Below are 21433 nucleotides of genomic sequence, written 5' to 3'. Positions count from 1 at the left end.
TCTTATCCCTGTAAAGCCTGTAATTGCTGCGTCAGTTCTTCAAGTTGCAGGCGTTTGCATGCATCCTCACGAATAGAAAGCTGTTTTTCTAACTTTTTGATTTGTGTGCGTAATTTAGCAAGCTCAATCGTGGTTTTGGCATCAAGTGTAACCACTTCATCGGTTGGTTTTTTCACGATTTCAATGGCTGGAACCTGATCGACCTGAGCAGAGAACTGGGCAAATAGGGCAGTATTAATCTCGGCACGAACGACAGGTCCCTTACGGTCGATGCGACGTTTTTCTTCGCGTTGAATATGCGCGTAGTAACGTTTGCGCAAGTCATCCTGTTCAGCAATACGCTGAGCTTCAGTTGGCAAAGGCTGAAGATCTTCGACCAGATCAATACAGTCTACCGGGCAAGGCGGAATGCAGAGTTCACAGCCGGTACACAGGTCAGTGAGCACGGTATGCATTAATTTGCCTGAGCCAATAATCGCATCGACCGGGCAAGCGCTAATGCATTTAGTACAGCCAATACATTCATCTTCACGGATGATGGCTTTCATGCGCTGAGGACGACCATCCGCCTGAATGGGCCAGACACTTTCTTCAGCGGGTAGTTTAGAACGATTTAACAATACTGCCAGAGCATCAGCGACGGGCTGTCCACCCGGTACACATTTATTGGCATCTTCGCCCTCAGCAATGGACTGAGCATAGGGCAAGCAGCCATCACGATGACCACATAAACCGCACTGGGTTTGGGGCAATAAAGCATCAATAGACTGGACTAGAGAGATCTGCGAATTCATGAATAACCTAGGCTGCTCGGACTGAGCCTTAGAGTGAATGAAACAAAATATGTCAATTTAACAATTTTAACATGTTTTTAAGGAACATAAGTTATGCACGATTAAAGGTCACTTTGTGCATTATTATCAGGCATAAATTAACAATTAAGCATTGATTCAATTGGCATTTAAGCACACAGAAAAAATATTCATAATCAATATAAATAATTGTTATCAAATTAAATTTAAACTATTTTTCAAAAAAGTATTGTAGATTAGTTACAAAAGATATTTAATATTTTGCGCCAAAATTTAACATTGATTGTAAATTTGACCAATTTTGATCCATTTTCTGCTGAGGATTAAGCGTTGAAATACAACACACTTAATGAGTTCCTAGATTACGTAAAATCACGTGACGCACATCAACCCGAATTTCTTCAAGCTGTAGAAGAAGTGATGACCAGTTTGTGGCCATTCATTGAAAAGAATCCACAATACGCAGCACATGGTTTACTAGAACGTCTAGTTGAACCTGAACGTGCGATCCAGTTCCGTGTTGCTTGGGTAGATGACCAAGGTCAAACACAGGTTAACCGTGCGTTCCGCGTACAGTACAACTCAGCGATTGGTCCATTCAAAGGTGGTATGCGTTTCCACCCGTCAGTGAACCTTTCTATTTTGAAATTCCTCGGTTTCGAGCAAACTTTCAAAAATGCCCTGACTACATTGCCTATGGGTGGTGGTAAAGGCGGTTCTGATTTTGACCCTAAAGGCAAATCAGAAGGCGAAATCATGCGTTTCTGCCAGGCGTTAATCATCGAGCTTTATCGTCATCTTGGTTCTAATACAGATATCCCAGCGGGTGATATCGGTGTGGGTGGCCGTGAAGTTGGCTACATGGCTGGTATGATGAAAAAACTCAGCAATGACACTTCATGTGTATTCACTGGTAAAGGCCTGACTTTCGGTGGTTCTCTAGCTCGTCCAGAAGCAACTGGTTATGGTACAGTGTATTTCGCTGAAGAAATGCTGAAAACTCGTGGCGAAAGCTTTAAAGATAAAGTGGTAACTATCTCTGGTTCTGGTAACGTTGCGCAGTACGCTGCTGAAAAAGCAATGTTCCTGGGTGCTAAAGTTGTTTCTCTATCTGACTCTGCGGGTACTGTTCACGTTAAAGACGGTTTCACTGAAGAGCTTCTTGCTGAAGTGATGGAACTAAAAAACGTTAAACGTGGCCGTATCTCTGAATTTGCCTCTAAACACGGTTTTGAATACCTTGAAGGTCAACGTCCTTGGGGTATCAAATGTGATATCGCGCTTCCATGTGCGACTCAAAACGAACTTGATGCGAATGATGCAGCAGCGCTTCTTGCAAACGGCGTAATCTGTGTTGCTGAAGGTGCGAACATGCCTTCTACACTTGAAGCAGTTGAGAAATTCGTTGAAGCGAAAATCCTTTATGCTCCAGGTAAAGCATCTAACGCCGGTGGTGTAGCAACTTCTGGTCTTGAAATGTCTCAAAACGCATTGCGTTTAGGCTGGACTTTCGAAGAAGTTGACGAGCGTCTGCACGCGATCATGAAAGAAATTCACCGCAACTGTGTGAAATACGGTACTAAAGAAGACGGTACTGTAAACTATGTAGACGGCGCAAACATCGCTGGCTTCGTAAAAGTTGCTGATGCAATGCTTTCTCAAGGCGTATTCTAAGTCTGACTTAGTTTAAGCTTGAAAAAAAACCGAGGTGAATGCCTCGGTTTTTTTATGTTCAGATTTTATCTTTAAAGAGTGCCTTTGACTGTTTCACGCTCTACAGCCATGTCGAATACATAGGCATATTTAGACTGGTCAGCTCCCGGATTTTTGATTTCATAACGTTTTACCCGAATAATCTGACGCTCATTCGGTGTATGCTGAAAATCTTCAATCTGATCGTAAAATAAAGTCCAATCTTTATCGACCTGAGTCTTTAAACCTTTTTCATCATATTTGATTTCTTTCACCTGTAAGCAGGTTTGCTGAGCTACACCCATACAGGCTTTAGTCTGTGGCGAAACTTCCAGGAAAATGGTTTCTGCCTGACCTTGGTATTTGGTTTCCGGTGTCATTTTTCCGGTAAAGACATATTTTTGACCATCAGTTGCAGTAATACTCAGTTTCGGCTGATTGGTATCATTTAGATCCAGACTAAACGGAATATCACGCTTTTGCAGAAGCTGGCTGATAAAACGTTCCTGTTCCATTAATGGTGCATCACACGCCATCATGGTGCCCATCATGTCACCCGTACTCAGGGTATTATCTTTAACAGTCCAGCTCGTGCCAAGGCCATTACAGCCAGAAGCGACACTCAGTCTGCCTTGCTGATCAAAGCTCAGAACAATCGGGCGTTGCAGCCCACGATCAAGTTCCCAGGTATAAGCGGGTAAAATTTGTGTAGGCGTTTTTAATGTGGTGGATAGAGTAGAAATAGCTGTATCTCCTGAAGCGGCAGGAATATGAGAAGATTGACATGCAGTTAAAGCCAAAGGGAGTAGGGCAAGCGCAAAAATACTGAATTTCATTGGTTTATATTCTATGTGCTAAAGTTTCAACGTGATTATAATCAAGAGATTAGCAAAAAATATGGATACAAATCGTAGCTTTTGCTAACAAAATGTATCCATATTAAAAAGTCGAATATTAAATGGTTGGAGTTAACTGTCAGTCAAAACGGTAAATATCCATCCCCAAAGCGCCCATCGTAAAACTGCTGTGCACGATACTGAAACGGTTGCCGGTACCCATGGCAAAGAACAGTGGAGCAAAGTGTTCCAGCGTTGGGTGATTACGTTTTAACTGAGGAATAGACTGCCAGTCCAGCACAGCATCAAAATCACTATGGGTTAATTTATTAGCCACATAGTTGCGGAAGGTCGATGCCCATTCCGGAACTTCATCGCTATTTCCCTGCCAGGACAATTCACGCAAATTATGGGTAATGCTCCCTGACCCGATCAGGAAAACCTGCTGCTCACGAAGTGACGCCAACGTCTGGCCAATCTTGTAAATCTCTTCTGCACTCATCGACATCGGTAAAGAAATTTCAACTACTGGGATATCTGCTTCTGGATACATATGTAAGAGCGGCATCCAGACGCCATGATCACGCGGACGGGTGCTGTTGGCATGTGCAGAGAGACCGGCATTGGCCAATAAGCCTAAGACTTGCTCAGCCAGCTCTGGATTGCCGGGAGCTGGGTAGCGTAACTCATACAATTCAGGTGGAAAGCCACGGAAGTCATGCCAAGTTTCAGGACGAATACCTGTATTGACTTCCAGAGCTTCACTTTCCCAATGTGCCGACATAACAATAATGGCAGTTGGACGTGGCAGATTCAGCCTTAAACGGTGCAATGCCGGGCCAACCTGCTCAGGATTGAGCGCGAGCATGGGAGAACCATGAGAAATAAATAAGCCGGGCAAAGTCTGTAAGTTCATAAGTCAAACCACATTAATTCAATGTTTTAATCATGCAATAAAAAGGGAAGTAAAGGCAGGGGTGATTGTTCAACAAAACGTTGCATAATCAGAACGCATCAACAAATCAGCCTGCACGGTGATAAGGATGATTATGGTTAATGCTCATGGCACGATACAGTTGTTCAATCAGCATTACACGGACTAGCGGATGTGGCAAGGTGAGTTTAGACAGCGACCAATGCCAGGCTGCTGCTTTGCGGACTGCTTCAGAATGGCCATCTGGCCCACCAATCGCCAAGGCAATATCATGACCTTCCAGCATCCAGCCTTTCATGGTTTCAGCCAATTTTTCTGTACTAAACTCACGTCCACCGACTTCTAATGCAATCAGAACTTCATTCTGTTTTAAGGTATTTAAGATACTGTCACCTTCAATATTCCGGTATTTCAGAATATCGGCTTCAGAATCGTTTTTGCCCCGTTTCGCCATCGGCAATTCAATCACCTGAGTCTGTACAAAAGGCTGGATACGTTTGAAATAGTCTTCAAAGCCTGTCAGCACCCAAGCCGGCATTTTCTGGCCGATGGTTAAGATACGGATTTTCATAGAGCTGGATCAATAATTAGATACTTCATTATAACGATCAAACAACACGAAGTTGAGCTAGGGAAACAAATTGAAATTGAAATCATGAATTTAATGTTGCTTTAATATCCATGATTCAAGTATCCGCTTGATAATAAAGGAATGGATAATAAGAAATGCGGACCAGTCTCATTATTAAAAGATATTGTACTTTTCTACTAATTATTCTCGGTTTAACCAGTTCAGGCATGAGCTTTGCTGCGCCTGCGAATTTTTCCTCCAAACAGGCTCAGCCAGAACATCTGGAACTGTTTATCAAACAGATTATCAGTGTAGACGAATACCGGAATTTTAAAAATACCAGTGAATTAAACCGGGTTTCAGCTTGGCTCAAAGAACAGATGCGTCTGCTTGGCATCCCATGTCAATTCCAAAATTATATTGTAAATAGCCTAAGCTATAGAAATGTGGTATGTCAGCTGAATTCCAAAGCCAAAACCAAACTGGTCATTGGCGCACATTATGATGTCTTTAGTGATCTGTATGGAGCAGATAACAATGCTTCCGGTGTGGCTGGGGTATTGGAAACAGCCCGATTACTGGCCTTACAAAAGTCAAAACTCAAACATAATATCGAGTTCGCTTTCTATACACTGGAGGAGCCACCCTATTTCAAGACTGAACATATGGGAAGCTATCTACATGCCAAAGCATTAAAGGCCCAGAAAAAGAAAGTGAAAGGTGTCATTATTCTGGATTCTATTGGCTATTATGATGAAAATCTGGTGCAGACCTATCCGAAAGGTTTGAAATGGATCTATCCCCGACATGGAAACTTTATTGCTGCGATTGGACATTTGGCATCGGCCGGTTTGACAGGAGATTACTGTTCGTCCATGCAACGTTTCAAGCGTCTAGACTGTCAGCGTTTTATTAGTCCGGCGTTCGCTCAGGATATGAATTTTTCCGGTTATCTGAATTATGCCAAGTTTAACTATTCAACTATGCTGATTACAGACACAGCGCATTATCGTAATCCTTACTACAATACCGAGCAGGATACCTTAGATAAACTGGATCTGACCAAGATGGCTCAGGTCGTGAATGGCTTGGTCGATATGGTGATTCGTCTTTAAAATTATCCTCGCCTGGATACAAAAACACCCTGTCAGAACAGGGTGTTTTTCGAAGCCTTTAGGTCTTAATGACGTGCAGCTTTAGCTTCTTCACTTGCTTTCACAATTGGTGGTTTCACCAGTGCTTTCGGCATATCGATCAAAGCCAAAGGTAAAATCTCATCAATCGATTTCACAGCTTTGATTTCTAGGCCTTCTTTTACATTCTCAGGAATTTCCGCAAGGTCGCGAACGTTTTCCTGTGGAATGAACACCAGTTTGATGCCACCACGGTGCGCAGCAAGCAGTTTCTCTTTCAAGCCACCGATACGCATTGCACGGCCACTTAAGCTGGTTTCACCTGTCATCGCAATATCTGGACGAATCGCAATACCAGTGAATGCAGACACTAGGGCAGTGGTCAGGGCTAAACCTGCAGATGGACCATCTTTCGGAGTCGCACCTTCTGGTAAATGCACGTGCACATCAGTTTCTTCAAAGCGGGAAGCTTCGATGCCTAACTCAGCCGCACGGGTACGAACGACAGTCATGGCAGCGGTAATCGATTCTTTCATCACATCACCAAGTGAACCGGTGGTAATGAATTTCCCTTTACCAGGTACTGCTGCAACTTCAATGGTCAGTAACTCACCACCCACTGAAGTCCAAGCCAAGCCATTTACGCGGCCGATTTGAGCTTCTTCTTCCGCCATGCCGTAGTCAAATTTATGTGGACCCAAGTAGTCTGGAAGATTACCCGCATTCACTTCAACCTGAAGATTCTTAGCTTTCTTGCTAACCGCTTCTTTCACTACTTTACGTGCAATTTTAGACACTTCACGTTCAAGGTTACGAACACCGGCTTCACGCGTATAACGACGCACGATGTCACGAATCGCTTCTTCATGCACAGTCAACTCTTTAGTACGTAGACCATTGTTCTTGATTGCTTTAGGAACAAGGTAACGGTCAGCAATGTTAACTTTCTCTTCTTCGGTATAACCAGGCAGACGGATCACTTCCATACGGTCCAGCAGGGCCTCTGGAATATTCATGCTATTGGCAGTACAGATGAACATTACTTCTGACAGGTCAAGGTCCAGATCAAGATAGTGATCGTTGAACTTGTTGTTCTGTGATGGATCAAGTACTTCAAGCATCGCAGAAGCTGGATCACCACGGTAGTCTTGAGCCATCTTGTCGATCTCATCGAGCAGGAACAGCGGGTTTTTCACGCCAACTTTGGTCAATGACTGCACGATCTTACCTGGCATCGCACCAATGTAGGTACGACGGTGACCACGGATTTCAGCTTCATCACGTACACCACCGAGGGCCATACGGACAAACTCACGGCCAGTCGCTTTGGCAATAGACTCACCTAGTGAAGTTTTACCTACACCCGGAGGACCAACTAGACACAGGATTGGACCGCGTAATTTTTTCACGCGAGACTGAACTGCCAGATATTCCACAATACGGTCTTTGACATCGTCCAGACCATAGTGATCGGCATCCAGGATTTCCTGAGCTTTATTCAAGTTAATGCTAACTTTGCTGGCTTTGTTCCATGGCGTATCTAGAATCACTTCTAGATAGTTGCGAACTACCGCAGCTTCGCTAGAGGCTGGTTGCATTGCTTTGAGTTTACGGAACTCAGATTCCGCTTTTTTACGCACATGCTCAGGCAGATCAGCTTCAGCCAGACGTTTTTCGATTTCCGCAACGTCATCTTCCGCACCGCCATTCATATCGGAAAGCTCGCGCTGAATGACTTTCATTTTTTCATTCAGGAAGTATTCGCGCTGGTTCTTTTCCATCTGGCGTTTAACAGAGTCATGCAAAGTCTGTTCAATCTGCTGTTCTTCAGACTGTTGCAATAAATAAGTCATCAACTCAGTTAAATGTGCATCGAACTCATCGTATTCCAGAAATTTCTGTTTCACTTCGATATTTAAAGGAACACGGGTCGCTACGAAGAATAACAGTTGCAGCAAGTCTTCGATTTTATTCGCAGCTGCAATCAGCTCACGAGCATTACGAAGTTTTGCTTCAGCATACTGAGCGAACAGGGCACGCAGCTCCTGCAAGCGCGTAGCTTGAGTTGTTTCATCGATTGATACAGTCATTGGGCTAAGTTCATGCTCAGCAGTCAAATACTCATTTTCATCAATGATGGTTTTGAGCTTGGCACGATACAGTCCTTCAATCAGGACTTTAATACAGTTTTCATCATTTTCGTGATTCACAACTTGCACAATCTTCGCGACAGTACCGTATTGATATAAGTTGTCGTGATCAATTTCTTCTGTAAGCGAATCTTTTTGCGCAACTACAAATACTAGATTGTCACTGTTACGAGCCACATCAACTGCATTGATCGATTTTTCACGACCGACAAATAGCGCAATTTGCATGTGTGGATACACCACCACATCACGTAGCGCCAAAAGTGGTAATACACTTGGAACCTGAGGCTCTAAGGTTTCTTGATTCATAATAATTTCAGACATGGGCACTCCTAATGAGTGACAACGGTGTTGCCATGTTTTTAATAGTGATGGGTAATTTAAAAATTACAAGGGCTATAGCGACTAAATTGTATAAAAAATGACTAATTATGTGATTTTAAAGTACTTATGTATTTGGAAATACATCATTTAACGCTTAAAACGTTGTAAAAGTGTAGGCGTAAGCAGGGCATCTAAAGGCTGATCCCAAGCTTCTCGAGTTAAAGGCTGTTGGATCAGCTGAAAGTCATGTACTAACCCCAGACGAAAAGGACGGTGCGCTGCTGTTGCCAGCGTACGATCATAATAGCCACCACCCATACCAATTCGGGTGCCATATTGATCACAGGCTAATAGTGGCATAACTAAAAGATCTAGTTTTGAGACATGCAGACCACGTGTAGCCATGGGTTCACGCATTCCCAACCGATGATGAGCAAAACGCTGGGAACGATACTGATTTTGACTAATTTCTACCCACATGAGCTGCTGATTCATATTGCAAATATTTGGGAGATAAACCCGTTTATGATGCTTAAAGCAGTATTCAATCAGCGACTGAGTCCGAACCTCACCGAAAGCATCCAGATAAACCCCCACAGATTTGCTTGCATGAAATTCTGGCAAAGTCCGAATCATATTCAGGATACGTTGTTGAGTCTGTTTCTGGGTAAATCGAGAGAGTTGACGGCGCTGTTTACGTAGCTGTTTGCGAAGTTCGGAAAGATTCATCGTCGTCATAAATATAGTCTTCAAGATTTTAGGGCATTAGATTAATAAAATGCCATAACTTAAATAGAGGGGAGTAACATAGCGAGTATTATAGGCATCTGTATGAATTTTTGATTGAATTTTAAAAATAATGAAACATTTATGATGAATTAATCGATCTATGTTTAGATCTAGTCAATTTTTTAAAAGACGAAAAAGGTAGAAGTATAGAGAAGTTAAACCAGGAAAAATGCAATAAATTTGAGATTTATAAGAGAAGATAAATGATGAAATATTTTGAGAAAAATAGAAGCACTCCGAGGATGCCGCTGCATGTCATTACCCTTGAACCCTAAAGTTCAAGGTGGACGAGACGCATACTTGCTGGGTTTCCCATACCGGATGGGCATACACTCTAAATATGCAGAACTCAATCCTAAGATTTAAATATCGGCTCAGGGGAATCTGACCCGCTGGCGAACATCTCAGAGTTAGACTAAGTATAAACGATAATGCTGATGTGGCAACTCTATGCTGTTCGTGAACTGTAAACAGTTTAGTCGAACGACCGAAGTTTATACAAAAAACTCGATTATTCAGTTAGTTCTTCAACTTCTTCCAAAATAGTTTGTAACAAACGTTCGCAGTGCGCATATTGTTGCAGGGATTTATTCATCGTCAATACTTCCTGCATCAGTTCCAGTGCCACCATAATGATCAGTTTACTTGGTTCCATACGAGGGGCTTTACGGCGAAATTCATCGTATTTTTCATTGAGTAATTGCGCTGCACGTTGTAGTTCATCCTGCTGATCTGCAGTGGAGGCCAGACGGAAACTATGACCCAATACCTTTAAGTCGATTGCGATTTGTTCATTCATGATGAAGCTTCCTCAGTCACTTCAGTAGGATGGGCCAATTGCTGAATTTCCTGTGCATTTTGATCTTGGGCTGTTCCCAAAATCGCCAGACGTTGAATAATGGCTTCAACTTTAGCTTTGGCATTTTCATTTTTTTGGGTAAGACGTTCAGATTCCTGATTCAGGCGCTGAATTTCTTGCTGTGCATGACGCTGTTCCAGCAATAACTTTTCTTTCAGCACCCGCAACTCATTGCGTTCAGCCAGAATTTCCTGAAAACGGTTCTTTAGATCAGTACAACTTTTTTCTAGACGGCTATAACGGTCTGCCAGTGCCGTAGCATCCTGGTTTAAATGCTGAAACTGGTTATGTGATTCTGTCAGTTGCTGATTGAGGTTCTGGATTTCTTGTTGTTTTTGCGCAATAAAGCTATTTTTTTGTTCAATTTGAGTTTCATGTTGCACGCTTGAAGCCTCTTGCTTCTCACGTAAACTGGTATTCTCACTTTCAAGTTGTGCAAGTCGCGTTTTTAAAACGCCAATATGCACTTGTAGACGCTGTAATTCTTCTAACATATCGAGGTCGCACAGTGTTGCAAACAAAGGTAATATATAAAGCAGTATAGAGATTGGATAAACGAATGCAAGACGATATTTCAGGTTGGTCAGAATGGTACCGCAATTTTTCTTCAATTGAAGAAATTTCTAGCCCAAGCGAACTGCATGGTTTGCTTACCGGAATTGTCTGTGTCACTCAGGCACCTTCAAGTGATGAATGGGTACAGATTTTAGAAACGCTAGATGTTCCTGAACTGAATCCTGAAGCATTAGAATTGTTAACGGGTGAGGCAGAAGACATATTTCATGCGCTGTCTGAAGATGAGCTGGATTATCTGCCATTACTACCAGATGATGAGCATAGCTTGGCTGAACGCGTTCAGGCTCTGGCCGACTGGTGTGCAGGTGTAGTGCTTGGTTTTGGTTTGGCTTCAGGTCATATTCGCAATGATGAAATGGAACTGATTGAACATTTACAAGATGTTGCAGCAGTCGAGTTTGAAGACTCCGATAACGATGCCGAGGGTGAAGAAAGTTATCAGGAGCTGTATGAGTTTGTTCGTCTGATTCCGGTAAGCCTTTCCGTCGGTCGTAAAAAAGTAGAGGTTGAAGAAACACCTTTATTGCAGAAATTCACGCAAAAAGCACCAGCTCCAGCTTCTGCAACTGAAGCGCAATCTGTAGTTGAAATTTTCTCGCCGAAACGTCCGAGTTAAGTTTAAGCGGTTCTAGACACAAATTAAAAACGGTTCTGAAAACCGGCATATTTTTTGCTGATCCTTCTAATGAAGATGATAGTAAATTAATCTGACCTGTTTTCAGGACCAAATTTTAAATAACAGTAGCAATTGATAAGAAGTAAGGTGTAATGAAGAAACTGACTCAAGCCGATTTTCAGGAACGTCGTGACATCCTCGCAGGGGAAATGGGATTACGTAGTATCGCGATTATTGCCACCAGCCCGGTAGCCCTGCGTAACCGCGATGCAGATTATAAATACCGCGCGGACAGCAGTTTCTTTTACCTGACCGGATTTGCTGAGCCTGAAGCAGTTGCAGTCATTGAAACTTTTGATACTGAAGAAGAAGGCTATACCTATAGTCTGTTCTGCCGTGAACGTGATCGTGAAATGGAAATCTGGAATGGCTACCGTGCCGGAGTGGATGGCGCCGTTGATGATTATGAAGCGGACGAAGCCTATGCGATTGATCTGCTGGATGAGGAAATTCTCACCAAGCTTCAGAACAAAGACAAACTTTTCTACCGGATTGGACACAATGCCGAATTTGATGCACGTGTAGCCAAATGGATCGCAACAGCCAGTGGTGAAAGCCGCCGCGGTACTTCTGCACCGTCACAGATCATGCAGCTGGATCGTATTGTCGATGAAATGCGTCTGCATAAAGATGAAAATGAAATTGAACTGATGCAGCTTGCATCGGATATTTCTGCAGAAGCCCATACACTGGCTATGCAGAAAGTTCGTCCAGGCATGATGGAATATGCTTTAGAAGCTGAACTGAATTATGTGTTTGGTAAAAATGGCTGTGTACCATCGTACAACAGTATTGTCGGTGGCGGTGAAAATGCCTGTATTCTGCATTATGTAGAGAATGACAAAGAACTGAAGGATGGTGATCTGGTTCTGATTGATGCTGCCTGTGAATATCAGTTTTATGCTTCGGACATTACCCGTACTTTTCCGGTGAATGGTAAATTTAGCCTAGAACAAAAAGCTTTATATAATGTCGTACTGGATGCACAGATTGCTGCGATCAATGCTGTTCAAATCGGGAATTCTTATAAAGAGCCGCATAATGTGGCGGTTCGCATTCTGGTTCAAGGTTTACTTGATCTGGGGATTATGCAGGGGGAGATTGACGAAATTATCCAGACTGAAAGTTTCCGCCAGTTCTATATACACGGTACTGGGCATTGGCTCGGTATGGATGTCCATGATGTAGGTACATATAAAGCCAACGGTGAATGGCGTGCATATGAAGAAGGTATGGTCGTGACCGTTGAGCCGGGTCTTTATATTGCGCCAGATGATGAAACTGTGGATGCTAAATGGCGTGGTATCGGAATTCGGATTGAAGATGATGTGGTTGCTACCAAAAATGGCCCACTAGTGCTAACTGCAAAAGTTGTGAAAACCGTGGAAGATATTGAAGCCTTAATGGCCAAAGCCCATGCTGCTTAAATAAAAGATATAAAAAAGCCGGTGATCTCACCGGCTTTTTTATATAGTAGAAAGTTAAAAATGTATTCATGAATGATAGTAATTTTTTAATTTATTGATATTAAAATGAATATTTATAAAATTTTAAGAAAAAATGGATTAATTTCTTAGGCAATAAGTTATCCAATAGCTAGATAGAACAAAGATACTATCGAAAAACATGCAAGACTTTTACTTACGTTAATCGCGACTTATTCAAATAAAATTAACTTTGTTAAAATTGAGAATTATAAGATGACAGGAATTCAACACAGCAATTGAGTTTTTAGCATCAAAGCAACATATTAATTCCGATTTCGTTCTCATACTTGACCTGTTCCTTAAATAAACTCAAAGAAGAGCAGGAGAAAAATGATGAGACTAAATACGCTTGACTGGATTGCTTATGCTTTAGCGATTATTGGTGGCATCAACTGGGGTCTGGTTGGTGCGTTTAACTTTGATTTAGTCGCTGCCATCTTTGGTGAAATGAGTGCACTATCTCGAATTATTTATGTATTGGTTGGTTTGTCTGCCTTGTATCTGATCTATACTGGTACAAAATTGGGTCGACGCGATGTACATCATGAGTCTCAAGCTCGAGTAGTACGTTAACTGACTAAAAGTTAATTGAAGTCATTGATATTTTTAATTAACTGATTTCTATAAAAGATTAGTTAATCTTAAAAATATAAAGGACATTTAACAGAAACGGAGCTCAGGCTCCGTTTTTATTATTTAAATTTTTGATAATGCCTAAAGAGATCAAAAAATATCTATAAGTTTTTTCTATCTACCGGATAAAAATATCTAAAGAAGTTAAATGGTTCTTTGCCTAATTTAATTAACCTTTTTTCTAAAACCAGATACGTAATAGAGCCTGCCAGGATAGATGAGGTAATAAGTATAGAACTAAATAGATAAGGGTTTAATATATTGAGTTTGTTTAAAACCATAGCAACTGGGCTTAAAGTAAAAGGATGAATCAAATATAAAGAGTAAGATGAATCTCCAAGGTGATTAAAAAATCTTAAAATTAGTGATTTGGTTTCTGTGATTAAGTCTTCTAAAGCTACGCACCCAACAAAAATGAAAAACATCGGGATCCCGATTTTTAATGATCTCAAGGTGATGAAATCAGGTAATTTATAAAAGTTTTGATAGGCTAATAGGGAAGCGCCGACAAGAATCATAAATAAAGACATTAATCGGGAAAGGTTAGTATTTCTTATAATGATAAATGCCAGAACGCCTAAAGCAAATTCAAGCAAAAGATTATGGGTTAAAAACATCAAAAATTCAGATTTTGGTTGGAGTATTAAACCTATAGCCACAACAACTGAAAAATATAGAATGATAAAAAGATATTTATATAAGTCTTTTAATAAAAAGATTAGGAAAAATGAAAAAATAAAATAATAATAAAATTCATAGCTTAAGGTCCATCCATTATTGATTAAAAATTTACTGCCATTCGGAATTAAGAAGAAGGATTCAAAAATTCCTGTTTCACCACCGGATGAATTTATAAGATTTGGAAAAATCAGAAATACGATTAAAGCAAAAAAACTGAGAACCCAATAAAGAGGAATGATTCTGATGAATCGGTTTCTCATGAAATTTAGAAAATTAACTTTTTTATTATATGTTGTATAACACATAATAAAGCCAGAGATTATGAAAAATAAATCAACGCCAGAACCGCCTATGTGATACCACTGAAGCGTATCAACATTGTATTGTTGTCCTTTAAAGGAGGTATGGCTTATAACTACCATTAAGGCAGCAATCCCCCTAAGAAATTGCACTGAATAAAGCATAGTTATTATTTTATTAAAGTATTTAATTTAAACTATCATACTCAATGTTTGTCTCACAAATATACCTAGTGAAAGACCGTGAATATTACTGATTATTTAATCTAAAATTATTACGGTTATTTTTATATAAAAGTAGCCTATTTTACGGGAATTCGATTGTTTGCTAGAGTATTTTAAATAAATGAAAATTGAATTTTTTATTAATTATTATTATTTATTAGTCCCTTTAAAATATGTTTCAAAATTTTAATAAAAAGTAAAAGTAATCAGCTTAATAAAAGAAATTTCAGAAACCATTTATGAATCAATTCAAAGACCACGTATACATTATCTTCTTCACACCAAAATTTGGGAATTTTCTATAAGTAGATGAAAGATATAGGTAATAGTGATTGCTAAGATTTCTGTTTAGAAACTTCAGTATCATCTTCAAATTTTTAATCATTAGATAATAAAGAACCCCGGCATCCTGCCGGGGTTCTTTGTATGGGTTAGCTTGGTATAACTCCTGTCGTACCTTACTGTCCTTGTGTTTATCTATTGTTATTCTTATGTGGAACTCCCTGTTCCTGATGTAATCATCATATGAAAATTCAATTAACTAAAATAGGGGTAAAGAACTTGAATAGCTGTAAGTCAAAGAGTACAAGGTTGATTATTAAATAGGCATGTTTTTTGTATCATTTAGAAATTAAAAACTATTACTCTTTAAAAATATTATAAGAAGAGAGCTAGAAGAATGTACATACTTAATAAGTTGCTTGAGCTCGACTTGGCTGTTGTTTCAAAATTGAACAGCGCGACTCATTTAATCCTTTCCTTTATCTTTGCTAGTGGATTTGTAGCAGTTGCACTACTGATCGAGAACAAATCGCTGATTTACATTTTTGCTGGCTTGCTGCTGTTCTGGCAAAGATATCTGGTGCTCAAATTACATGAGCATTTAGAAAGTAAAAAAACTGATACTTGATGGCCGATTTCAAATAGCAATATTTTGAGGCTTTTTAATATAGAAATATTTTGGAAATGTGTGTTGAAAGCAAGTGGCTGAATTTATATAAAAATTCATTTTATTTTTCAAGTTATTTTACTATTCGATAAATTATTTTGCATCTAATCATAGAAAATTTTTATAAAATCAGTTATATATATTTAACGGAAAAAATATTGAGTAATATATATAATCTAAAATATTGAGGTAGACAATGAGCGACGCAAGACTTTTATATGTCAGTAAGCTGTATGACTGCGCAGATCCAATGAATGATCTATTCAATATTCTTACAGAAGCGTTGAATTTCAATTCACGTAATGCGATTTTTGGGGCTCTGTATTATGGGAATGGTTACTTTGTTCAATGTCTGGAAGGAGATAGGAATAAGATCGAAGATCTGTTCTATAAAAAAATCCTGAAAGATCCTCGACATAAAAATTGTGAAGTTCTGTATTTTGAAGATGTGAATGATCGACTCTTCTCAGACTGGCATATGAAATATGCCAATATCCATCAGGATATTCTTGGATTCTTTGCCGAGCATAATCTAGATGAATTCAATCCTTATACCTTGAATGCCGAGACCATTCCTCAATTTGTTCAGATATTGGCAAGTTTGAATGACCATGCCTATACATTGAAAGCGAGTTAATCCTTACATCAACATGCGATATGAGCTAAAGCTATGTATCGTATGATTTTTTAGAATGAGATTTGCTTTAAATAATTGAAATAAAAAATATTTTATAAATTTAAAAATATAAATATTGTTAATTCAAAAAATTATATCCAGATTCCATCCTTATCATTTCATACCAAGCCAAGCTTTTAAACCTAACAATCAGTGCAAAATTCTTCTGCTTTTCATCAGGCAGACGACACTTCTGTATTTTGAAAAATTTAAGTAGGCCGTTGAGGTTAGCTATAAATTAACCACAAGCAGACTTCGCTTCGAAACCGCTACCTAATTTATTATAAAAAAGAAATTTTTTAGGCTAATATAAAATTCATCATGATTATAAGTATCTATGTATATAGATACGATATTAAAAGGATTACAGCATGCAACAAGAAGTCATCATTGTCGGTGGTGGTATGGTCGGCTTGAGTCTCGCGCTGATGTTGGCCAAAACCAATATTGCAGTCAAACTTTTGGAAGCGATCAAATATCCAGATTATGATGATGTAAACCTTGCACCCTATCATTCCAGCTTTGATGCACGTAATAGTGCCTTGTCACGTCGTAGTGTACAGATTTATCAGGAACTTGGGCTTTGGGATGCCTTGCAGGAACATGCAACGCCGATTCTTGAAGTGAATATCACTGAGCAGGGCAGTTTTGGTAAGGCGCGCTTAATTGCAGAACAGGAAAAAGTCGAAAGCTTTGGCCAGGTCATTGAAAATGCCTGGCTAGGTCGTGTGCTATTAACTCAAGTCAAAAAAGAACCACTCATTGAACTGATTGATGGGGTTCAGGTCAGCTCTCTGACTCAAAATGCTGAGTTTGCTTATCTTGAAGCACAACGTGGTGATGCTTTATTGAAACTCCAATCCAAACTGGTGATTGCTGCTGATGGGCGTGATTCTTTCTGTCGTAAAGCGCTGGGCATTGGGGCTTCAGAACATGATTATGATCAGGTCGCTATTGTCACTACCGTTCAAACTTCTAAACCACATAATCATGTTGGCTTTGAACGCTTTAGCCACCTAGGACCTTTAGCCTTATTACCACTTCCAGGTGAATATCGTCGTTCTGTGGTCTGGCCTGTGAAAAAAGGAACAGAAGGAGAATGGCTGGGTGAAGAAAATGATCAGCATTTCCTGAGTGCTTTACAAGAAACCTATGGCGATCGTGCCGGTAAATTCCAGAAAACAGGTAAGCGCTTCAGTTTCCCATTGTCCCAAGTATTAGCAGAAAAACAAGCTGTGGGCCGTGTGGTCCTGATGGGAAATGCTGCACATACGATTCATCCAGTAGCGGGTCAGGGTTTCAACCTGTGTATGCGAGATGCGCATGTACTGGTGCGTTACCTGAAAGAGCAGCAGTCACAAGGCGCGGACTTAGGTGATGCAGCAGTATTACAGGATTATGAAAAATCCCGTTTGAATGATCAGCAAAGAGTGATCAAGTTCTGTGATTCAGTCGTACGTGGTTTTAGTAATCAGAATCCATTCCTGAAACTGATCCGCAATACCGGACTGATTGCTTTTGATACCATTCCTGGTATCAAGCCATTGGTCGCTAACTATGCCATGGGGTTAAAAGCATGAGTCTGAATCCAAGTTCTGATGTATTAGATGTTGTCATTGTTGGTGGTGGACTAGTAGGTGGCTTGACCGCTTTATTACTTGCTCAAGGTGGTGTGCAAGCGACTGTTCTGGATGCTGCGCCTATTCTGGATGCAGACAAAACTTTAAGCGTAGCCAATCCGCGGGTTTTGGCGCTAAGTCAGGCGACCATTCATTTATTAAAAACCGTAGGTGTGTGGGAAAAACTTGCACGCCAGCAGCCATATACTGGAATGCAGGTATGGAATAAAAATGGCTATGGTGAAATCAACTTTGGTCATTCTTCAGAAAGAACACCTTCTGTAGAGCAGGCGCTAGGCTCGATGGTAGAACCGAGTATCCTGAATCTGGCCATTCAGCAAAAGATGCTTGAAGATGTACAAGATTACCGCACACAGGTCAAAGTTAGTGGGGTTGAACGTGGTGTAAATGTCTGGATCATTCATCTGGCAGATGGCACCCAGCTCAAAACCAAGTTGGTCATTGGCGCAGATGGCGCGAACTCCTTTGTGCGCGAGCAAGCCTTTATCGATATTGATGTGCTGGATTACAAACAGGCTGGAATCAGCTGTGCGATTAGAACAGTCCAGCCACATCAACATGTGGCTCGTCAGATTTTTCTGGAAACCGGTCCTTTGGCTTATCTGCCAATGGCAAGTCTTAAGCAAGAAGAACACGGTCATTGGCAATCCATAGTCTGGACATTACCTGATGATTATGCTGATGAGTATGCAGTGCTATCAGATGCTGAATTCACTCAACTATTGACCCGTGAAAGCTATCATATGCTGGGTGAAGTGCTGGAAGCGACACCGCGAGCGAAATTCCCACTCAAAGCTCGTGCTGCACAGCAGTATGTACAGGATGGTTTAGCATTAATTGGTGACGCTGCGCATGTGATTCATCCGCTCGCTGGACAAGGTGTCAATATCGGCTGTCTGGATGCTGCTGTACTCTGTGACGTGTTGCTGCATGACAAAGCGCGTGGGGTATGGGCTCATGAACAGACCTTGAAACGTTATGAGCATCGCCGTAAAGGTCAGAATGATGCCATGATGCATAGCATGTCGGCGATTGGCTGGATGGAAACTACAGAGCTTTTCCCAGTGGTGTGGGCACGTAATTTCGGGCTGAAACAGGTAGAGCAACAGGCAGTGCTGAAAGATGCATTTATGGCTCAGGCGAATGGTTTAAGTTTACTCAAAGATACACGTTACTCAGCCTAGTGGTCGAATGTAAATTTTTTAAACAAACATCTATAAAGAGTAACCATTTTGTTTAAAAAAGATACGATTTTTTGAAAATTAGGGCTAGGCGAAGACTAAAGAGATTGCTAAATTTCAGTTAATTTAAAGCTTGGTTCAATAGATAAAAGCGAAGCCATTTGTGGGGAGAGCAAAATGACAGACGTAAATGATTATGATGATGTAGAAGATCCTGTAATCGACGACGATGAAGCAAAAGCAGCAGAAAAAGGCGCTGCAAGTAGCGAAGAAGTTGTGAATGATACAGACGTATTGGAAGCTGAAACTTTGACTGTAACTGCTAAGCAGAAAAAACGTCAGGCACTGGAAGATGAAATTGCAGCTTTTCTGGCAAGTGGTGGCCGTATTACTGAAGTTCCAGCTGATGAATCCGTTGCAAGAGAATAATTGCACTTAGTATTAGCAAATAAAAAAACACCACATTGATTGTGGTGTTTTTATCAGTAAAAAAAAATTAATCGTTGGCAGAAGTCAGTTCCAGAGCACGTTGATAAGCAATTTTTTTCTTGATCCCGGTCAAATCTGCAGCCAGTTGTGAAGCTGCTTTGACAGACAGGTCCTGTAATAAACGTAGTAACAGCTTGTCTAGTTTTTCCTGATCCAGATCTTTCTCTTCGATAGAACCACCAATCACCAGTACAATTTCACCTTTTTGCTGGTTATGGTCATTGGCAACAAATTCGACCAGTTCACCCAGTGTCATTTTCTTGATGGTTTCAAAGGTCTTGGTAATTTCACGGGCAAAACCTACAGGACGTTCTGCACCGAATACCGCTGCCAGATCTTTAACACATTCCAGAATGCGGTGCGGTGCTTCATAGAAAATTAAGGTCTGGGTTTCATCTTTCAGTTTTTCCAGAGTCAAGAGCCGCTGGCTTTGTTTAGACGGCAAAAAACCTTCAAAGCTGAAACGGTCACTCGGTAAACCTACTGCGCTTAATGCGGCAATTGCAGCACATGCACCCGGCACAGGAACCACACGAATATTATGTTCTTGCGCAGCACGGACAAACTTGAATCCTGGATCGCTAATCAGTGGTGTACCTGCATCACTGATTAATGCCATATCTTCACCATTGAGCAGGCGTTGAATCAGCTGATCAATCTTGTTGCTTTCATTATGTTCATGACAGGCTGTCAAAGGTGTTTGAATATTAAAATGTTTAAGTAATTGTGCAGAAGTTCGTGTATCCTCAGCTGCAATAAGACTCACCGATTTCAATACATTAATTGCACGATAACTAATATCATCTAAGTGCCCGATTGGAGTCGCAACAACAAATAACTGAGCACTCATAGGTTTCTCCATGTGGAATAAGTCGAATAATAAAAAATGGAAGATTCAAAATAAAATTTTGGGCTTGGGGTTACTGGTCTGCGTCAGCAGCGTACAAGCGGAAGTGCTGATTATTCTACCTGAAACCGGCCCCTTGGCGCGAGCTGCTTCGAGTATCAAGCAAGGATTTCTCAGTGCATATACGGCGTCCGGACAGAAAGTACCATTGAAATGGGTCAATTCAGACCAGAAAAAAATCTCTCAGTTACTCAAACAGCATGTCAGTAAAAAGACGCAAATGGTGATCGGTCCTCTGGGACGTCAGGATGTAGAGCAGCTGGTGCAGACTAAACCCAAGATTCGTACACTGAGTTTGAATGAAACTAGCCTAACGGCCCCAAATATCTGGCAATTTAGCCTGTCGAAAAAAGAAGATGCAGCTGCCTTACAGAAGCAGATTGCGCTAGATGGGATTCAGCAACTGTTTGTGCTGCGTCAACCGGGCAGTGAGTCAGAACATGAACTCTTGCTAATGTCACTACTTAGCCAGAGTGAGCTGCAACTGGAAATGATCCAGAAGCCGCCATTTTTTCTGAAGAGCAAGCAGGGGATCCTATTGCTCGGCAATGCGGACTGGCTGGCATCCTTACAGGGTTTAGGACATAAACGGATTTACACAGTCGCGAATGCAATTAATGAACAGCATGCTCCGCCACGAGGCATCAAGTTCTGCGATGTGCCGGTACTTTATTTTGCTAACTGGCCTGATGTGATGCAGGCTTATCAACAGGCACCGGTGAATATGTCCTATCAGCGTTTGATTGCTTTTGGTGGCGATGCCTGGCAAATCACCCAGTATTATTTAAATAATAAAAAAATACGCAATATTGAATTCCAGGGTCGTACTGGAATGATTCGGGTATCGGATCAAGGCATACAACGTACGCCGTCCTGTTTTCAGCAGAGTGCCAAAGGTCTTAAGGCACTATAAG

The 21433-nt window shown here is 40.9% G+C and carries 21 protein-coding genes and 1 other RNA gene; 11 read left to right on the top strand and 11 right to left on the bottom strand.

Going from position 1 to position 21433, the window contains the following annotated elements; genetic code table 11:
• Positions 1 to 2: 2 nt before the first annotated feature.
• Positions 3 to 794, bottom strand: coding sequence for an RnfABCDGE type electron transport complex subunit B (locus B3J29_RS02565; RefSeq protein ID WP_286964298.1), 792 nt, complete (start codon positions 792 to 794; stop codon positions 3 to 5).
• Between the two features lie 348 nt (positions 795 to 1142).
• Between B3J29_RS02565 and gdhA the strand changes: the two genes are divergently transcribed.
• Positions 1143 to 2486 (top strand): NADP-specific glutamate dehydrogenase, encoded by a 1344-nt coding sequence (gdhA, locus tag B3J29_RS02560; RefSeq protein ID WP_284879859.1) that lies wholly within the window; start codon positions 1143 to 1145, stop codon positions 2484 to 2486.
• 71 nt (positions 2487 to 2557) lie between these two features.
• Here the strand turns inward: gdhA and B3J29_RS02555 are convergent, their stop codons facing one another.
• The 3 genes from B3J29_RS02555 to rlmH all read right to left on the bottom strand — a co-directional run bounded on the left by B3J29_RS02555 (position 2558) and on the right by rlmH (position 4845).
• The gene (locus tag B3J29_RS02555; RefSeq protein WP_286964296.1) at positions 2558 to 3340 is read right to left on the bottom strand and encodes an META and DUF4377 domain-containing protein; all 783 of its coding nucleotides are present in this window, start codon (positions 3338 to 3340) and stop codon (positions 2558 to 2560) included.
• A gap of 139 nt (positions 3341 to 3479) precedes the next feature.
• Positions 3480 to 4256: a dioxygenase gene (locus tag B3J29_RS02550; RefSeq protein ID WP_286964295.1), complete on the bottom strand. Its 777-nt coding sequence runs from the start codon at positions 4254 to 4256 to the stop codon at positions 3480 to 3482.
• Positions 4257 to 4362: 106 nt separating this feature from the next.
• Positions 4363 to 4845, bottom strand: coding sequence for a 23S rRNA (pseudouridine(1915)-N(3))-methyltransferase RlmH (gene rlmH, locus B3J29_RS02545; RefSeq protein WP_286964294.1), 483 nt, complete (start codon positions 4843 to 4845; stop codon positions 4363 to 4365).
• Between the two features lie 155 nt (positions 4846 to 5000).
• On the opposite strand from rlmH, the gene B3J29_RS02540 reads away from it, so the two are divergent.
• Positions 5001 to 5960 carry a M28 family peptidase gene (locus B3J29_RS02540; protein ID WP_286964293.1) on the top strand — a complete coding sequence of 320 codons (960 nt, stop codon included), beginning with the start codon at positions 5001 to 5003 and terminating at the stop codon, positions 5958 to 5960.
• Between the two features lie 65 nt (positions 5961 to 6025).
• On the opposite strand, the gene lon is transcribed toward B3J29_RS02540, so the two are convergent.
• The 5 genes from lon to B3J29_RS02515 all read right to left on the bottom strand — a co-directional run bounded on the left by lon (position 6026) and on the right by B3J29_RS02515 (position 10594).
• Positions 6026 to 8452, bottom strand: a complete 2427-nt coding sequence (gene lon, locus B3J29_RS02535; RefSeq protein ID WP_286964291.1) for an endopeptidase La — start codon at positions 8450 to 8452, stop codon at positions 6026 to 6028.
• 147 nt (positions 8453 to 8599) lie between these two features.
• Positions 8600 to 9181, bottom strand: a complete 582-nt coding sequence (locus B3J29_RS02530) for a 5-formyltetrahydrofolate cyclo-ligase (RefSeq protein WP_286964350.1) — start codon at positions 9179 to 9181, stop codon at positions 8600 to 8602.
• A gap of 289 nt (positions 9182 to 9470) precedes the next feature.
• Positions 9471 to 9655: non-coding RNA, 6S RNA (gene ssrS, locus B3J29_RS02525), on the bottom strand.
• Between the two features lie 97 nt (positions 9656 to 9752).
• Complete coding sequence (locus B3J29_RS02520) at positions 9753 to 10040, bottom strand: cell division protein ZapA (RefSeq protein WP_004782886.1); 288 nt, start codon at positions 10038 to 10040, stop codon at positions 9753 to 9755.
• A complete protein-coding gene (locus B3J29_RS02515; RefSeq protein WP_286964290.1) occupies positions 10037 to 10594 on the bottom strand; it encodes a hypothetical protein in 558 nt (185 codons plus the stop codon). Before B3J29_RS02515 ends, B3J29_RS02520 begins: the two co-directional genes overlap by 4 nt.
• Positions 10595 to 10659: 65 nt before the next feature.
• On the opposite strand from B3J29_RS02515, the gene B3J29_RS02510 reads away from it, so the two are divergent.
• The 3 genes from B3J29_RS02510 to B3J29_RS02500 all read left to right on the top strand — a co-directional run bounded on the left by B3J29_RS02510 (position 10660) and on the right by B3J29_RS02500 (position 13412).
• On the top strand, positions 10660 to 11292 hold the full coding sequence (locus B3J29_RS02510) for a UPF0149 family protein (RefSeq protein WP_180013945.1): 633 nt from the start codon (positions 10660 to 10662) through the stop codon (positions 11290 to 11292).
• Positions 11293 to 11444: 152 nt separating this feature from the next.
• The gene (gene pepP / locus B3J29_RS02505) at positions 11445 to 12779 is read left to right on the top strand and encodes a Xaa-Pro aminopeptidase (RefSeq protein WP_286964287.1); all 1335 of its coding nucleotides are present in this window, start codon (positions 11445 to 11447) and stop codon (positions 12777 to 12779) included.
• A gap of 393 nt (positions 12780 to 13172) precedes the next feature.
• Positions 13173 to 13412: a DUF378 domain-containing protein gene (locus B3J29_RS02500; protein ID WP_034703714.1), complete on the top strand. Its 240-nt coding sequence runs from the start codon at positions 13173 to 13175 to the stop codon at positions 13410 to 13412.
• 161 nt (positions 13413 to 13573) lie between these two features.
• On the opposite strand, the gene B3J29_RS02495 is transcribed toward B3J29_RS02500, so the two are convergent.
• A complete protein-coding gene (locus tag B3J29_RS02495; protein WP_286964285.1) occupies positions 13574 to 14617 on the bottom strand; it encodes an acyltransferase family protein in 1044 nt (347 codons plus the stop codon).
• A 772-nt stretch (positions 14618 to 15389) separates the two neighbouring features.
• On the opposite strand from B3J29_RS02495, the gene B3J29_RS02490 reads away from it, so the two are divergent.
• From B3J29_RS02490 to B3J29_RS02470, 5 genes are all read left to right on the top strand, one after another.
• Positions 15390 to 15587 carry a hypothetical protein gene (locus B3J29_RS02490; RefSeq protein ID WP_286964283.1) on the top strand — a complete coding sequence of 66 codons (198 nt, stop codon included), beginning with the start codon at positions 15390 to 15392 and terminating at the stop codon, positions 15585 to 15587.
• A gap of 235 nt (positions 15588 to 15822) precedes the next feature.
• A complete protein-coding gene (locus B3J29_RS02485) occupies positions 15823 to 16263 on the top strand; it encodes a BLUF domain-containing protein (protein ID WP_286964282.1) in 441 nt (146 codons plus the stop codon).
• A 410-nt stretch (positions 16264 to 16673) separates the two neighbouring features.
• Positions 16674 to 17882, top strand: coding sequence for a 2-octaprenyl-6-methoxyphenyl hydroxylase (ubiH, locus tag B3J29_RS02480; RefSeq protein ID WP_286964281.1), 1209 nt, complete (start codon positions 16674 to 16676; stop codon positions 17880 to 17882).
• Positions 17879 to 19126 carry an FAD-dependent monooxygenase gene (locus tag B3J29_RS02475; protein ID WP_286964280.1) on the top strand — a complete coding sequence of 416 codons (1248 nt, stop codon included), beginning with the start codon at positions 17879 to 17881 and terminating at the stop codon, positions 19124 to 19126. Before ubiH ends, B3J29_RS02475 begins: the two co-directional genes overlap by 4 nt.
• 174 nt (positions 19127 to 19300) lie before the next feature.
• Positions 19301 to 19552, top strand: coding sequence for a hypothetical protein (locus B3J29_RS02470; protein ID WP_004782870.1), 252 nt, complete (start codon positions 19301 to 19303; stop codon positions 19550 to 19552).
• 67 nt (positions 19553 to 19619) lie between these two features.
• Here B3J29_RS02470 and rsmI read toward each other — a convergent pair whose 3' ends face one another.
• On the bottom strand, positions 19620 to 20462 hold the full coding sequence (gene rsmI, locus B3J29_RS02465) for a 16S rRNA (cytidine(1402)-2'-O)-methyltransferase (RefSeq protein ID WP_125278947.1): 843 nt from the start codon (positions 20460 to 20462) through the stop codon (positions 19620 to 19622).
• Positions 20463 to 20472: 10 nt separating this feature from the next.
• Between rsmI and B3J29_RS02460 the strand changes: the two genes are divergently transcribed.
• The gene (locus B3J29_RS02460; RefSeq protein ID WP_005234759.1) at positions 20473 to 21432 is read left to right on the top strand and encodes a penicillin-binding protein activator; all 960 of its coding nucleotides are present in this window, start codon (positions 20473 to 20475) and stop codon (positions 21430 to 21432) included.
• The last annotated feature ends 1 nt before the right edge of the window (position 21433 follow it).

The organism is Acinetobacter sp. UBA5984 (genome assembly GCF_002429925.1).
GTDB classification, from domain to species: Bacteria; Pseudomonadota; Gammaproteobacteria; order Pseudomonadales; family Moraxellaceae; genus Acinetobacter; species Acinetobacter variabilis.
The sequence above is the reverse complement of the archived record's forward strand: the minus strand, read 5'-3'. Positions and strand labels throughout refer to the sequence as shown.

What these genes read in the sequence shown, in the direction of transcription:
- B3J29_RS02540 (WP_286964293.1), top strand. Translation starts at nt 5,001, where the DNA reads ATGCGGACCAGTCTCATTATTAAAAGATATTGTACTTTTCTACTAATT.
- lon (WP_286964291.1), bottom strand. Translation starts at nt 8,452, where the DNA reads ATGTCTGAAATTATTATGAATCAAGAAACCTTAGAGCCTCAGGTTCCA.
- pepP (WP_286964287.1), top strand. Translation starts at nt 11,445, where the DNA reads ATGAAGAAACTGACTCAAGCCGATTTTCAGGAACGTCGTGACATCCTC.
- B3J29_RS02555 (WP_286964296.1), bottom strand. Translation starts at nt 3,340, where the DNA reads ATGAAATTCAGTATTTTTGCGCTTGCCCTACTCCCTTTGGCTTTAACT.
- B3J29_RS02510 (WP_180013945.1), top strand. Translation starts at nt 10,660, where the DNA reads ATGCAAGACGATATTTCAGGTTGGTCAGAATGGTACCGCAATTTTTCT.
- rlmH (WP_286964294.1), bottom strand. Translation starts at nt 4,845, where the DNA reads ATGAAAATCCGTATCTTAACCATCGGCCAGAAAATGCCGGCTTGGGTG.
- B3J29_RS02485 (WP_286964282.1), top strand. Translation starts at nt 15,823, where the DNA reads ATGAGCGACGCAAGACTTTTATATGTCAGTAAGCTGTATGACTGCGCA.
- B3J29_RS02495 (WP_286964285.1), bottom strand. Translation starts at nt 14,617, where the DNA reads ATGCTTTATTCAGTGCAATTTCTTAGGGGGATTGCTGCCTTAATGGTA.
- B3J29_RS02550 (WP_286964295.1), bottom strand. Translation starts at nt 4,256, where the DNA reads ATGAACTTACAGACTTTGCCCGGCTTATTTATTTCTCATGGTTCTCCC.
- B3J29_RS02500 (WP_034703714.1), top strand. Translation starts at nt 13,173, where the DNA reads ATGAGACTAAATACGCTTGACTGGATTGCTTATGCTTTAGCGATTATT.
- B3J29_RS02565 (WP_286964298.1), bottom strand. Translation starts at nt 794, where the DNA reads ATGAATTCGCAGATCTCTCTAGTCCAGTCTATTGATGCTTTATTGCCC.
- B3J29_RS02470 (WP_004782870.1), top strand. Translation starts at nt 19,301, where the DNA reads ATGACAGACGTAAATGATTATGATGATGTAGAAGATCCTGTAATCGAC.
- B3J29_RS02475 (WP_286964280.1), top strand. Translation starts at nt 17,879, where the DNA reads ATGAGTCTGAATCCAAGTTCTGATGTATTAGATGTTGTCATTGTTGGT.
- B3J29_RS02530 (WP_286964350.1), bottom strand. Translation starts at nt 9,181, where the DNA reads ATGAATCTTTCCGAACTTCGCAAACAGCTACGTAAACAGCGCCGTCAA.
- ubiH (WP_286964281.1), top strand. Translation starts at nt 16,674, where the DNA reads ATGCAACAAGAAGTCATCATTGTCGGTGGTGGTATGGTCGGCTTGAGT.
- B3J29_RS02460 (WP_005234759.1), top strand. Translation starts at nt 20,473, where the DNA reads ATGTGGAATAAGTCGAATAATAAAAAATGGAAGATTCAAAATAAAATT.
- B3J29_RS02520 (WP_004782886.1), bottom strand. Translation starts at nt 10,040, where the DNA reads ATGAATGAACAAATCGCAATCGACTTAAAGGTATTGGGTCATAGTTTC.
- rsmI (WP_125278947.1), bottom strand. Translation starts at nt 20,462, where the DNA reads ATGAGTGCTCAGTTATTTGTTGTTGCGACTCCAATCGGGCACTTAGAT.
- B3J29_RS02515 (WP_286964290.1), bottom strand. Translation starts at nt 10,594, where the DNA reads ATGTTAGAAGAATTACAGCGTCTACAAGTGCATATTGGCGTTTTAAAA.